10 protein-coding genes are annotated in these 12,183 nt (G+C 72.2%); 5 read left to right on the forward strand and 5 right to left on the reverse strand.

Features of this window, described 5'->3' with window-relative positions; genetic code table 11:
• Positions 1-24: 24 nt before the first annotated feature.
• Both sufB and ACFVFR_RS12765 read right to left on the reverse strand, forming a co-directional pair.
• Positions 25-1,446, reverse strand: coding sequence for a Fe-S cluster assembly protein SufB (sufB, locus tag ACFVFR_RS12760; RefSeq protein ID WP_383700441.1), 1,422 nt, complete (start codon positions 1,444-1,446; stop codon positions 25-27).
• Positions 1,443-2,171, reverse strand: a complete 729-nt coding sequence (locus ACFVFR_RS12765; protein ID WP_383700699.1) for a helix-turn-helix transcriptional regulator — start codon at positions 2,169-2,171, stop codon at positions 1,443-1,445. Before ACFVFR_RS12765 ends, sufB begins: the two co-directional genes overlap by 4 nt.
• 747 nt (positions 2,172-2,918) lie before the next feature.
• Between ACFVFR_RS12765 and ACFVFR_RS12770 the strand changes: the two genes are divergently transcribed.
• From ACFVFR_RS12770 to ACFVFR_RS12780, 3 genes are all read left to right on the forward strand, one after another.
• Positions 2,919-3,896, forward strand: coding sequence for an ABC transporter ATP-binding protein (locus tag ACFVFR_RS12770; RefSeq protein WP_383700443.1), 978 nt, complete (start codon positions 2,919-2,921; stop codon positions 3,894-3,896).
• Between the two features lie 80 nt (positions 3,897-3,976).
• Positions 3,977-4,693, forward strand: a complete 717-nt coding sequence (locus tag ACFVFR_RS12775) for an ABC transporter permease (protein WP_383700701.1) — start codon at positions 3,977-3,979, stop codon at positions 4,691-4,693.
• Positions 4,694-4,820: 127 nt separating this feature from the next.
• Positions 4,821-5,816, forward strand: a complete 996-nt coding sequence (locus ACFVFR_RS12780) for a heme A synthase (protein WP_383700444.1) — start codon at positions 4,821-4,823, stop codon at positions 5,814-5,816.
• On the opposite strand, the gene ACFVFR_RS12785 is transcribed toward ACFVFR_RS12780, so the two are convergent.
• The 3 genes from ACFVFR_RS12785 to ACFVFR_RS12795 form a co-directional block, all read right to left on the reverse strand.
• Positions 5,780-6,964 (reverse strand): amidohydrolase, encoded by a 1,185-nt coding sequence (locus tag ACFVFR_RS12785; RefSeq protein ID WP_383700446.1) that lies wholly within the window; start codon positions 6,962-6,964, stop codon positions 5,780-5,782. The two genes, ACFVFR_RS12780 and ACFVFR_RS12785, sit on opposite strands and share 37 nt — an antisense overlap.
• 75 nt (positions 6,965-7,039) lie before the next feature.
• The gene (locus ACFVFR_RS12790) at positions 7,040-7,423 is read right to left on the reverse strand and encodes a hypothetical protein (protein WP_383700447.1); all 384 of its coding nucleotides are present in this window, start codon (positions 7,421-7,423) and stop codon (positions 7,040-7,042) included.
• A gap of 127 nt (positions 7,424-7,550) precedes the next feature.
• Entirely contained in the window at positions 7,551-8,495 is a 945-nt protein-coding gene (locus tag ACFVFR_RS12795; RefSeq protein WP_383700449.1) for a heme o synthase, read from the reverse strand.
• A 430-nt stretch (positions 8,496-8,925) separates the two neighbouring features.
• Here ACFVFR_RS12795 and tkt point away from each other — a divergent pair, with 430 nt between their 5' ends.
• Positions 8,926-11,004, forward strand: a complete 2,079-nt coding sequence (gene tkt / locus ACFVFR_RS12800; RefSeq protein ID WP_383700451.1) for a transketolase — start codon at positions 8,926-8,928, stop codon at positions 11,002-11,004.
• Positions 11,005-11,038: 34 nt separating this feature from the next.
• The gene (tal, locus tag ACFVFR_RS12805; RefSeq protein ID WP_383700453.1) at positions 11,039-12,181 is read left to right on the forward strand and encodes a transaldolase; all 1,143 of its coding nucleotides are present in this window, start codon (positions 11,039-11,041) and stop codon (positions 12,179-12,181) included.
• Positions 12,182-12,183: the final 2 nt, after the last annotated feature.

A 12,183-nucleotide genomic window follows, 5' to 3' on the forward strand; every position in this document is an offset into this window, starting at 1 on the left:
CTCCGGAGGCGTGCGGGTCGGGCGTCAGCCGACCGAGCCCTCCATCTGCAGCTCGATCAGCCGGTTGAGCTCCAGCGCGTACTCCATGGGCAGCTCCCGGGCGATCGGCTCGACGAAGCCACGGACGATCATGGCCATCGCCTCGTCCTCGGACAGGCCGCGGCTCATCAGGTAGAAGAGCTGGTCGTCGCTGACCTTGGAGACCGTCGCCTCGTGCCCCATGGACACGTCGTCCTCGCGGACGTCCACGTAGGGGTAGGTGTCCGAGCGCGAGATGGTGTCCACCAGCAGCGCGTCACAGAGCACGTTCGACTTGGAGCCGTGGGCGCCCTCGCCGATCTCGATCAGGCCACGGTAGGAGGTGCGGCCACCGCCTCGGGCCACCGACTTGGAGACGATGTTCGAGGAGGTGTTGGGGGCCATGTGGACCATCTTGGCGCCCGCGTCCTGGTGCTGGCCCGAGCCCGAGAAGGCGATGGACAGCGTCTCGCCCTTGGCGTGCTCGCCCATCAGGTAGACGGCCGGGTACTTCATGGTGACCTTGGAGCCGATGTTGCCGTCGACCCACTCCATGGTCGCGCCCTCGTAGGCCACGGCGCGCTTGGTGACCAGGTTGTAGACGTTGTTCGACCAGTTCTGGATCGTCGTGTAGCGGCAACGGCCGCCCTTCTTGACGATGATCTCCACGACGGCGCTGTGCAGCGAGTCCGAGGAGTAGATCGGGGCGGTGCAGCCCTCGACGTAGTGCACGTAGGCGTTCTCGTCGACGATGATCAGCGTCCGCTCGAACTGGCCCATGTTCTCCGTGTTGATCCGGAAGTAGGCCTGGAGCGGGATGTCGACGTGGACGCCCGGCGGGACGTAGATGAACGATCCGCCAGACCAGACGGCCGTGTTCAGCGCGGCAAACTTGTTGTCGCCGGCCGGGATCACGGTGCCGAAGTACTCCTGGAAGATCTCCGGGTGCTCCTTGAGCGCCGTGTCGGTGTCCAGGAACAGCACGCCCTGCTCCTCCAGGTCCTCACGGATCTGGTGGTAGACGACCTCCGACTCGTACTGCGCGGCGACACCGGCGACCAGACGCTGCTTCTCGGCCTCCGGGATGCCGAGCCGGTCGTAGGTGTTCTTGATGTCCTCCGGCAGGTCCTCCCAGCTCGCGGCCTGCTTCTCGGTGGAGCGCACGAAGTACTTGATGTTGTTGAAGTCGATGCCCGACAGGTCCGAGCCCCACGTCGGCATCGGCTTCTTGCCGAACAGCTTCAGGCCCTTGAGCCGGAGCTTCAGCATCCACTCGGGCTCCGACTTCTTGTCGGAGATGTCGCGGACCACCTCTTCGGAGAGGCCGCGCTTGGCACCGGCACCGGCGACGTCGGAGTCGGCCCAGCCGTATTCGTACGTGCCCAGGCCCTCGAGCTCGGGGTGAGCAGTCTCCGTGGGGAGAGTCATGCGGGTTTCCTCCCGGACGTGCTTGCGGATGCTGTGGTGTTCTTCTTGGGAATGAACGTCGTGCACACCCCGTCGCCGTGGGCGATGGTGGCCAGACGTTGCACATGGGTCCCGAGCAGGTGGGAGAAGACCTCGGTCTCCGCCTCACAGAGCTGCGGGAACTGCTCGGCGACATGCGCAACCGGACAGTGGTGCTGGCAGAGCTGTTCACCCAGGTGAGGGTTTGGCGCGCTGCGCGCCGTAGCAGCGTACCCGTCAGCGGTCAATGCCTTGGCCAGGGCCTCCGTGCGGGACTCCGGGGCGGCGGCTTCGATCGCCGCCCGGTATCCCGCCGCCTGCGCGGCCAGCCGGGCGCGGGCGAACGCCGCCACGGCGGCCTCCCCCATCACACCGCCGCCGGCCGACTGCGCGATCCAGCGCAGCGCGTCGGCGGCGAGCTGGTCATAGGCCTGGTCGAAGGCGTCCCGGCCACCGTCGGTGAGCGCGAAGACCTTCGCCGGACGACCCCGCCCCCGGGCGCCGTACACCCGTCGGTCGCGGGGTTCGACGACTCCCTCGGCGACCATGGTGTCCAGATGGCGGCGGACGGCGGCCTGGGTGAGTCCCAGTCGCTCGGCGACTTCGGCGGCGGTGGAGGGGCCGTGGTCGAGGATGGAGCGCGCCACCCGGTTACGGGTGCTGCGCTGGTCGTCGTGGGTGGATACGGGCGGCGCGACAGCTTCCACGGCCGGCTGGACCGTGGTTCCGTGGTCGTCGCTCGCGTATTTCACAACGCCATTGTTGCGTAATTCCCGAGGCCGATACAACCCGCTCCGGAAGCCGCCTCGGTGGGCTGCGTCACTTAGGGAAACCTAAGTTGACCTGCGCAAATGATCACGCCGTCGAGGGTCTTCCGAGCTCGCGTCGCAGGTCGCGGGGTGGACGTGACGCCTACTCGCACCTCCCGTTCGGCACAGAACCTGACCTGCGGGGACGGGGACGCGGCACGCGGTAGCACGCGCCCGGTCGAGGCGCGTCGCGCGAGGGGGCGCGCGGAGTGGATCGCCGCGCGACGCGCAGAACCGGCGCGCGGCCCAGGCGAGGCGGGAGCGCGAACGCGCCCCGGGGGAAGCTCGCGAACCAGCCATCCGGCACACGGGCGTCCCTGAGGCCGGTGCCGCCCGAGAGCGCGGGCCGCCGAGCCGGGACGTCCGCCTCCGGCCGATGCCCGCCGCGCCGGGCCCGGGGTTCGGGCGCGGGGTTCGGGCGCGGTGCCCGAAACGCGCGCCGCACCTCCCTCCCGCGCGGGGTTCGGGCCGCGCCGGGCGGCTCGCGGCGGGGCGGGCCCGTGCCGTCTGGCAGCCGGCGCGCCCCGGCGGGCGAGCGCGCCGCGCCGCGCGCCCCACGAGCGCCCGCGCCGTCACCCTCGGGCCCCTTGGCCCCGTGCGGACCTGCCGCCCGCGAGGCGGCGAAGGCTTCGTAGACTGCCGCCCATGCGAGACGAGCCCGCCCCCGGTCCCCGCGCCAGGCCCGCGCCATCGGACGCCGGGGAGGCGCCGGCGGTCGAGGTGATCGACCTGGTCAAGCGGTACGGGGCCAAGACGGCGGTGGACGGGCTCACGCTGTCCGTCGCCCGTGGCAGCGTCACCGCCGTGCTCGGCCCGAACGGCGCCGGCAAGACCACCACCATCGAGACCTGCGAGGGCTACCGCCGACCGGACGCGGGCACCGTGCGCGTGCTCGGACTCGACCCGTGGGCCGACGCCGCCCGGCTGCGCCCGCGCGTCGGCGTCATGCTCCAGTCCGGCGGCGTCTACCCCGGCGCCCGCGCCGCCGAGATGCTGCGCCACACCGCCTCCCTGCACGCCCACCCGGTGGACGTGGACACGCTCATCGGGCGACTGGGGCTGGAGAGCTGCGGACGGACCGTCTACCGCCGGCTCTCCGGCGGTCAGCAGCAGCGGCTGGCGCTGGCCATGGCCGTCGTCGGCCGCCCCGAGCTGGTCTTCCTGGACGAGCCGACCGCCGGCCTCGACCCGCAGGCCCGACACGCCACCTGGGACCTAGTGCGCGAGCTGCGCGCGGACGGCGTCAGCGTCGTCCTGACCACGCACCACATGGACGAGGCCGAGCAGCTCGCCGACCAGGTCCACATCATCGACGCGGGCACCGTGATCGCCTCCGGGAGCCCGGAGGAGCTGTGCCGGGGCGGCGCGGAGAACTCGCTGCGCTTCACGGGCCGCCCGGGGCTCGACCTGGTCTCGCTGCTTAAGGCGCTGCCGGCGGAGTGCACGGCGGTCGAGCTCGCCCCGGGCTCGTACCGCATCACCGGGAAGGTCACGCCACAGCTGCTGGCCACCGTGACCACCTGGTGCGCCCAACACGGGGTGCTGCCCGACCGGCTCTCGGTCGAGCGGCACACCCTGGAGGACGTCTTCCTGGAGCTGACCGGCAAGGAGCTGCGCGCGTGAGGGCCGAGACCGCTGACACCACCGGGGCCGGCGCCTCCGGCACCTTCACGCCACGGCCCAAAGCCGCGCCGCTGGGGCGGATGATCCGCGCCCAGGCGGCGCTGGAGACCCGGCTGCTGCTGCGCAACGGCGAGCAGCTGCTGCTCGTCGTCATCATCCCGACGCTGCTGTTGACCCTGTTCAGCACGGTCGACGTGGTGGACACCGGCGACGGCGAGGCCGTGGACTTCCTGGCGCCCGGGGTGCTGGCGCTGGCGGTGCTCTCGACCGCGTTCACCGGGCAGGCCATCGCGACCGGCTTCGAGCGGCGCTACGGCGTGCTCAAGCGGCTCGGCGCCTCGCCGCTGCCGCGCTGGGGGCTGATGACGGCCAAGACGTGCGCGGTGCTGGTCACCGAGGTGCTCCAGGTCGCGCTGCTGACGGCGGTCGCCCTCGCGCTGGGCTGGTCGCCGCACGGCGACCCGGCCACCGTGGCCCTGCTGCTCGTGCTGGGCACCGCTGCCTTCTCGGGGCTCGGGCTGCTCATGGCCGGCACGCTCAAGGCCGAGGTCACGCTGGCGGCGGCCAACCTGGTCTTCCTGCTGCTGCTCTTCGGCGGCGGCGTCATCGTGCCGCTGTCGAACTTCCCCGACGGCCTGGAGTCCGTGCTGCGTCTGCTGCCCGTCGCCGCGCTCTCCGAGGGCCTGCGCGACGTGCTGCGGGACGGCGCCGGCGTGCCCTGGTCCCAGCTCGGTGTCCTGGCCGCCTGGGCCGTGGTGGGGCTGGGCGCGGCGGGGCGCTTCTTCCGCTGGGAGTAGCCGGCGCGCAAGCCCGGGTGCGCGTACCGGCGCCTCGGGCCGGGCCACGGGGCGGGGCGAAGGGGTCGACGCGCGCCACGCGACCCCCTCGTGAATCGGTGCACAAGGTGCGGCCTACGATGAGCCCGTGCCGAATACGTGGAACCCTCTTGAGCTGATCGCCCGCCGCTGGACGCCCTCCGCGCGCGTCGTACGGGTGGCGGCCATGATCACCGTGGTGATGGCCGTGGTCATCGTCGTGACCGGGGGCGCCGTGCGGCTCACCCAGTCCGGACTCGGCTGCGAGACGTGGCCCAAGTGCACCGACGACAGCCTGACGCCCACCGCCGACATGGGCATCTACGGCGTCATCGAGTTCAGCAACCGCCTGTTGACGTACGTGCTGTGCGCGGTCGTCGGGTTCTTCATCATCGTCGCCCGCGCCGCCAAGCCGACGCGGCGCCCGCTGACCCGACTGGGCTGGACGCAGTTCTGGATCGTGATGGGCAACGCCGTGGTCGGCGGCATCACGGTGCTGACCGGGCTGAACCCGTACATCGTCAGCGCGCACTTCCTCATCTCCACCGCGCTGCTCACGGTCGCGATGGTCTCCTGGCAGCGCACCCGGGAGGGCGACTCCGCGCCCCGGCTGCTCGTCGCCCCCGCGGTGCGGCAGTTGTCCTGGCTGCTGGTCGCCGCGACCGCCGCGCTGATCGTCATCGGCACCGTGGTCACCGGCTCGGGACCGCACGCGGGTGACGCGCGGCGGGTGCACCGCATCCCGCTGGACTGGCAGGAGATCACCCAGCTCCATGTGGACTTCGTCTACATCGTCTTCGGCCTGACCGTCGCCCTGTGGTTCACGCTGCGGGCCGTACGCGCCCCCGCGGCCGCCTCGCGCCGGGTGGTCGAGCTGTTCGCCGTACTGCTCTCCCAGGGCCTGATCGGCTACGTCCAGTACTTCACGCACCTGCCGGAGTTCGTCGTCGGGATGCACATGCTCGGCTCCTGCCTGGTGTGGATCGCGGTGCTGCGGGTCTTCCTCGCGCTGCGCGAGCGGGGGCCCGTCGCGGCCGTCCCCGCGCCCTCGGGCGAGCACGAGGCGCTTCAGCCCGCCGGGGAGCCGGCCGCCGCCAGCCGGTAGACGCGCCGGGCGTTGCCCGCCGCCACCAGCGAGGCGATGCGCCGCGCCTGCGCCGGCGCGCACACCCCCTCGGCAGTCCAGTCCTCGACCAGTGCGGCCATCGCTTCGGCGAACTGACGCGCGGCGACCACGTACAGCTCCGGCAGGGCCCGCGCGCCCGTCGAGAACAGCAGCTTCCCGAACGGCGCCAGGCGCAGCGTCTCCTGCGGCGCGGGCCCCACGTCCGCGTACACGTGGGGGAAGACCGCCGCGAGCCGCGCCGCCCGCCGGTGCGCGCCGGGGCCGGGCAGCAGCACCACGTCCGTACCGACGCCGGCCGTGGCGGCCAGGAAGTCGGCGACCCGGTCGGGCTCCGGGCAGTGCAGCTGGACCGGCGTGCCGGTGGCGACGGCGCACCAGAGCAGATGGTGCAACAGCACCGGGTCCCGTGGCGCCGTCCCGCGCGCGCGGGCGCGCAACCAGTGGTCGGCGGCGCGGCGTACCAGCGCGGCGTCCGGCGGCGTGGCGGGCACCGGCCCCGGCGCGATGGCGAAGGCCGCCGCCCGCCGCGCGGCGTGTTCCAGGGCGTCGGCGGCCGAGGAGAGGAAGCCGCGCGCGGTGTGCGCCGTGTCGGCGGCCCGCGCGGCCAGTGCCGGGATGGCGGCGATCTCGTGGACCGGCGCGTCGGCGGCCGAGGCGAGCTCGGCGGCCGACATGGGCGCGTCCACGGCCCCCGTCACCAGCAGGTACGCGCCCACGCCGGAGCCGCGTAGCAGCAGCCGCGTCGCCCGGTAGGCACCGAGCTCGCGACGCGCGGCCAGGTAGTGCGCGGGCGTGCGGTGCGGCGCGACACCCAGCAGCGGCGGGCACCAGCGGCGGACGGCGAGGCCGGTCCAGGTGTCGAAGAAGGTGGTGCCGGGTGGGGCGGGGCCGAGCGAGCCCGTGGCGGTGGCCAGATGTGACTCAAATGAGCCGAGCCCGGTTTCACCATGCGAGACGCCCAGCCCGTGCTGGTCCACCAGGGGCGGCAGCGCGAAGCCCGGCTCCTCGTCGTCGGCGGAGCCGGGCTCGGTCGCGGGTGTCGGTCGGGGTCGGCCCTGCCGGGTCGGGTCCGGGTGGCGGAAGGACGGCGGGGCGGTGGGTCGCCGCTCGGGGCCGTCCAGCAGCATCCGCGTCTCCTGCCCGTACCGGTCCCCGGGCGGTCGAGCGCGCGCGGACCGCGTGAGGTGTCGGTGCTGGGAAGGCTACGGGTTGCGGGGCCCGCCGAGCTGGATACCGGCCATCCGTGTCCACTCGTACGGCCCTGTGCGGACCTTCGCGGCCAGCTCGCCGCCGAAGTCGTCGCGCACGGTCAGACCGGACAGCTCGACAGCCCGGTCGGCGACGTCGCGCGAGGGGGCGACCAGGTTGCCCCATTCGCCGTTGGCGCCGACCAGGGCGATGCGTACGGAGCCACGGACGATGTGCGCGAGCTGGCCCTCGGCGGAGCCGCCGTGGGTGCGCGCGAACGCGTCGATCTCCTTGGCCAGCCGGGCCGCACGGCGCTCCACCCTGGCGTCGGCGGCGGGCTCGGCGGCCGGCGACGGGCTCTCTTCGGTCGGGTCTACGGCCTGCTCGGTGTCTGCCATGCCCAGGATGCTACCGATCGGTAGATCATCTTGGCGACGGATGCGCCGCGTGGCCTGCGCCACGCGTTCGGGGCGGCGCCCCCGGGGTGGGGGCGCCGCCCCGGGGGCGACGGTGCGGGCGCGCGGCTCAGCGCAGGAAGGGGTCCACCGCCACGGCGACGAACAGCAGCGAGACGTAGGTGATGGACCAGTGGAAGAGCCGCATCTCCTTGAGCTTGGCTCCCGTGACGCCGGCCTTGGCCCGGCTCTGGAGGGCGTGGGCCTCCTTGAGCCAGAAGGCGCCGAGGACGGCCGCGACCGCGGGGTAGAACCAGCCGGTGTAGCCGAGCGGCCACAGCGCCAGCGAGACCGCGACCATGACCCAGCTGTAGAGGACGATCTGGCGGGCGACGACCTTGTTGCCCGCGACGACCGGCAGCATCGGCACGCCGACGCGCGCGTAGTCCTCCTTGACCTTCATCGACAGCGGCCAGTAGTGCGGCGGCGTCCAGAAGAAGATGACGAGGAAGAGGACCACGCCGGCCCAGGAGACCGAGTTGGTCACCGCCGACCAGCCCACGAAGACCGGCATGCAGCCGGCGATGCCGCCCCAGACGATGTTCTGGGCCGTGCGCCGCTTGAGCCACATCGTGTACACGATGACGTAGAAGAGGAGGGCGCTCAGCGCGAGCATCGAGGACAGCGGGTTGACCAGGACCCACAGCCAGACCGTGGAGACCACGGCCAGGGCGTAGGCGAAGACCAGGCACTCGCGTGGCGAGACCATGCCGGTCACCAGGGGGCGCTGGGAGGTGCGGTCCATCAGCGCGTCGATGTCCCGGTCGATGTACATGTTGAAGGCGCCGGCGCCGCCGGCCGACATGAAGCCGCCCACGCAGGTGGCGAGCACCAACCACAGGTCGGGGACGCCCTCGGCGGCCAGGAACATCACCGGAACGGTCGTCATCAGCAAGAGCTCGATGACACGCGGCTTCGTCAGCGCCAGGAACGCCTTGGCACGGGCCCCGAACGGCCGGTGACTGGAGCTCTGGGTAGAGAGCGACCCCGCAGGACGGGATTCGACGGCCGTCACGCACACCCCTGGTTTAGTGACATCAGCGGCAGTGAGCCGCGGGCAGACCAGCAAGCACCGGACATGAAGACCCGGTAAAGACTTGCGCGTACCACGCCACTCTAGACGTTGCCGCTGTCCCGCCCGTCGCCGGGGTCGGGTCGTGTTGGCGACTGGCGGAGGGCCGCGCGAGGGCGGGCGGGAGGTCGCGCCGCGCGGTTTCCGACGGGCGTTCGGCGGCGGGTGCGGGCAGGGTGGAGGGGTGGCGCGGCGCCGTCGACGTCCGCCGGGCGACGGCCCGGCGCACCCGCGTGGCCAGCGGCTCGGCGCGGTGTCCACAGGGTGCAGCGGTCGAAAGGATGAGCGCTGTCTCAGGGGTAGGCTCGGCCCTGCCCGGCGTGAAGAACCCTCACCGGCATTCGACCTTTGTGGAGAGGAGCCCTGACTCAGGGTGAGCACCAAGCCGACCACCACAGATCTTGAGTGGACCGAACTGGACCAGCGGGCCGTGGACACCGCCCGCGTCCTGGCCATGGACGCCGTGCAGAAGGTCGGTAACGGCCACCCTGGCACGGCCATGAGCCTGGCTCCCGCCGCGTACCTGCTCTTTCAGAAGTTGATGCGGCACGACCCCTCGGACGCGAACTGGACCGGCCGCGACCGGTTCGTCCTCTCGCCGGGCCACACCAGCCTCACGCTCTACATCCAGCTCTTCCTCTCCGGGTACGGCCTGGGGCTGGAGGACCTGAAGGCGTTCCGCACCTGGGGCAGCAAGACGCCGGGGCACCCCGAGGTCGGGCACACGACGGGCGTGGAGACCACCACCGGGCCGCTCGGTCAGGGCATCGCCAACGCGGTGGGCATGGCCATGGCCGCGCGGTACGAGCGCGGGCTGTTCGACCCCGAGGCCCCGCGCGGCGCCTCCCCGTTCGACCACACCATCTGGGCGATCGTCTCCGACGGCGACCTGGAGGAGGGCATCTCGGCCGAGGCGTCCTCGCTGGCCGGGCACCAGAAGCTGGGCAACCTGGTCGCGCTCTACGACGACAACCACATCTCCATCGAGGGCGACACGGCGACGGCGCTGTCGGAGGACGTGCTCGCCCGGTACGCGGCGTACGGCTGGCACGTGCAGCGTGTCGAGCAGGCTCCCAGCGGTGACTTCGACGTCCAGGCGTTGTACGCGGCGCTGAAGGCGGCCCAGGCCGAGACGGAGCGGCCCTCGATCATCGCGGCCCGCACGATCATCGCCTGGCCGGCGCCGAACGCGCAGAACACCGAGGCCTCGCACGGTTCGGCGCTGGGCGCCGAGGAGGTCGCGGCGACCAAGGAGGTGCTCGGCTTCGACCCGGAGCGGCACTTCGAGGTCGAGGAGACCGTGCTCGCGCACGCCCGCGCGGTCGTCGAGCGGGGCCGCGCGGCCCGCACCGACTGGGACAAGCGGGTACTGACCTGGCGCGAGGCCAACCCGGAGCGGGCCGCGGAGTTCGACCGGATCAGCGCGGGCGAGCTGCCGGCGGGCTGGGAGAAGTCGCTGCCGACGTTCCCGGCCGGCAAGGACGTGGCGACCCGCAAGGCCTCCGGCGAGACGCTCAAGGCGCTGGGTGCGGTCATCCCCGAGCTGTGGGGCGGTTCGGCCGACCTCGCGGGGTCGAACAACACGACCATCGACGCCTCGTCCTCGTTCCTGCCGGCGGACAACCCGCTGCCGGAGGCGAACCCGTACGGCCGCACGGTGCACTTCGGCATCCGCGAGCACGCCATGGGCTCGACCATGAACGGCATCGCGCTGCACGGCAACACCCGCGTCTACGGCGGCACCTTCCTGGTCTTCTCCGACTACATGCGCCCGGCGGTGCGGCTGGCCGCGCTCATGCGGCTGCCGGTCACCTACGTGTGGACGCACGACTCCATCGGGCTGGGCGAGGACGGCCCGACCCACCAGCCCGTCGAGCACATGGCCGCCCTGCGCGCCATCCCGGGGCTGAACATGGTCCGCCCGGCCGACGCCAACGAGACGGCGATCGCCTGGCGCGAGATCCTGCGCCGCCACCACGACAAGCCGGCGCCGCACGGCCTGGCCCTGACCCGGCAGAACGTGCCCACCTACGAGGCCGACGAGAACACGGCCAGGGGCGGGTACGTGCTGCGCGAGGCCGAGGGCGGCCAGGCGAAGGTGATCCTCATCGGCACCGGGTCCGAGGTGCACCTGGCCGTCGAGGCGCGCGAGCGGCTCCAGGCGGACGGCGTGCCCACCCGCGTGGTGTCGATGCCGTCGGTCGAGTGGTTCGAGGAGCAGGACCAGGCCTACCGGGACAGCGTGCTGACCCCGACCGTCAAGGCGCGGGTCGCGGTCGAGGCCGGCATCGGCCTGACCTGGTACCGCTTCGTCGGCGACCACGGGCGCGTCGTCTCCCTGGAGCACTTCGGCGCCTCCGCCGACTACAAGGTGCTGTTCCAGGAGTTCGGCATCACCGCGGACACGGTGGTCCAGGCCGCGCGGGAATCCCTCGACGCCGCCGCGCGCTGACGCTCGTATACGACTAGTAGGAGTTGCAATTCCCATGACAGACGCACTCAAGCGCCTCTCGGACGCCGGCGTCGCGATCTGGCTGGACGACCTGTCCCGCAAGCGGATCACCTCGGGCAACCTCGCCGAGCTGATCGACCAGCAGCACGTCGTCGGGGTCACCACCAACCCGTCGATCTTCCAGAAGGCCATCTCCGGCGGGGACGGGTACGAGCAGCAGCTCGCCGACCTCGCGGTGCGCGGGGTGACCGTCGAAGAGGCCGTCCGCATGATCACCACGGCGGACGTGCGGGACGCGGCCGACATCCTGCGCCCCGTCTTCGACGCGACCGACGGACAGGACGGCCGGGTCTCCATCGAGGTGGACCCGCGCCTGGCGCACCACACGGAGCCCACCGTCGCCGAGGCCAAGCAGCTCGCCTGGCTGGTCGACCGGCCGAACACGCTGATCAAGATCCCGGCCACCAGGGCGGGGCTGCCCGCGATCACCGAGACCATCGGCCGCGGCATCAGCGTCAACGTCACGCTGATCTTCTCCCTTGAGCGCTACCGGGAGGTCATGGACGCCTACCTGGCGGGCCTGGAGAAAGCCAAGGCCGCCGGCCTCGACCTCGCCAAGATCCACTCGGTGGCGTCGTTCTTCGTCTCCCGCGTCGACACCGAGATCGACAAGCGCCTCGACGGCCTGGGCGGCGAGGAGGCCAGGAAGCTCAAGGGCAAGGCCGCGCTGGCCAACGCCCGCCTCGCCTACCAGGCGTACGAGGAGGTCTTCGGCTCCGTCGACGGCGCGCAGGCCCCCTCGGAGCGGTTCGCCGCCCTGGAGCGCGCGCACGCCAACCGGCAGCGTCCGCTGTGGGCCTCGACCGGCGTGAAGGACCCGGCGTACAAGGACACGCTGTACGTGGACGACCTGGTCGCCCCGGGCACGGTCAACACGATGCCGGAGGCCACCCTGGAGGCCACCGCCGCGCGTGGCGAGATCACCGGTGACACCGTGCGCGCCAGCTACGCCCAGGCGAAGGCCGACCTGGATGCCCTCGCCGAGCTCGGCATCAGCTACGCCGATGTCGTGCGGGTACTGGAAGAGGAGGGCGTCGAGAAGTTCGAGGCGTCCTGGACCGACCTGCTGAAGTCCACCGAGGCCGAGCTCAAGCGCCTCACTCCGGCAAAGGACTGACC

Source organism: Streptomyces sp. NPDC057702 (assembly GCF_042799315.1).
Classification (GTDB): domain Bacteria; phylum Actinomycetota; class Actinomycetes; order Streptomycetales; family Streptomycetaceae; genus Streptomyces.

Excerpts from the sequence above, each read along its gene's own strand:
- ACFVFR_RS12785 (WP_383700446.1), bottom strand. The coding sequence starts at position 6,964 with ATGCTGCTGGACGGCCCCGAGCGGCGACCCACCGCCCCGCCGTCCTTC.
- sufB (WP_383700441.1), bottom strand. The coding sequence starts at position 1,446 with ATGACTCTCCCCACGGAGACTGCTCACCCCGAGCTCGAGGGCCTGGGC.
- ACFVFR_RS12770 (WP_383700443.1), top strand. The coding sequence starts at position 2,919 with ATGCGAGACGAGCCCGCCCCCGGTCCCCGCGCCAGGCCCGCGCCATCG.
- ACFVFR_RS12790 (WP_383700447.1), bottom strand. The coding sequence starts at position 7,423 with ATGGCAGACACCGAGCAGGCCGTAGACCCGACCGAAGAGAGCCCGTCG.
- tal (WP_383700453.1), top strand. The coding sequence starts at position 11,039 with ATGACAGACGCACTCAAGCGCCTCTCGGACGCCGGCGTCGCGATCTGG.
- ACFVFR_RS12775 (WP_383700701.1), top strand. The coding sequence starts at position 3,977 with ATGATCCGCGCCCAGGCGGCGCTGGAGACCCGGCTGCTGCTGCGCAAC.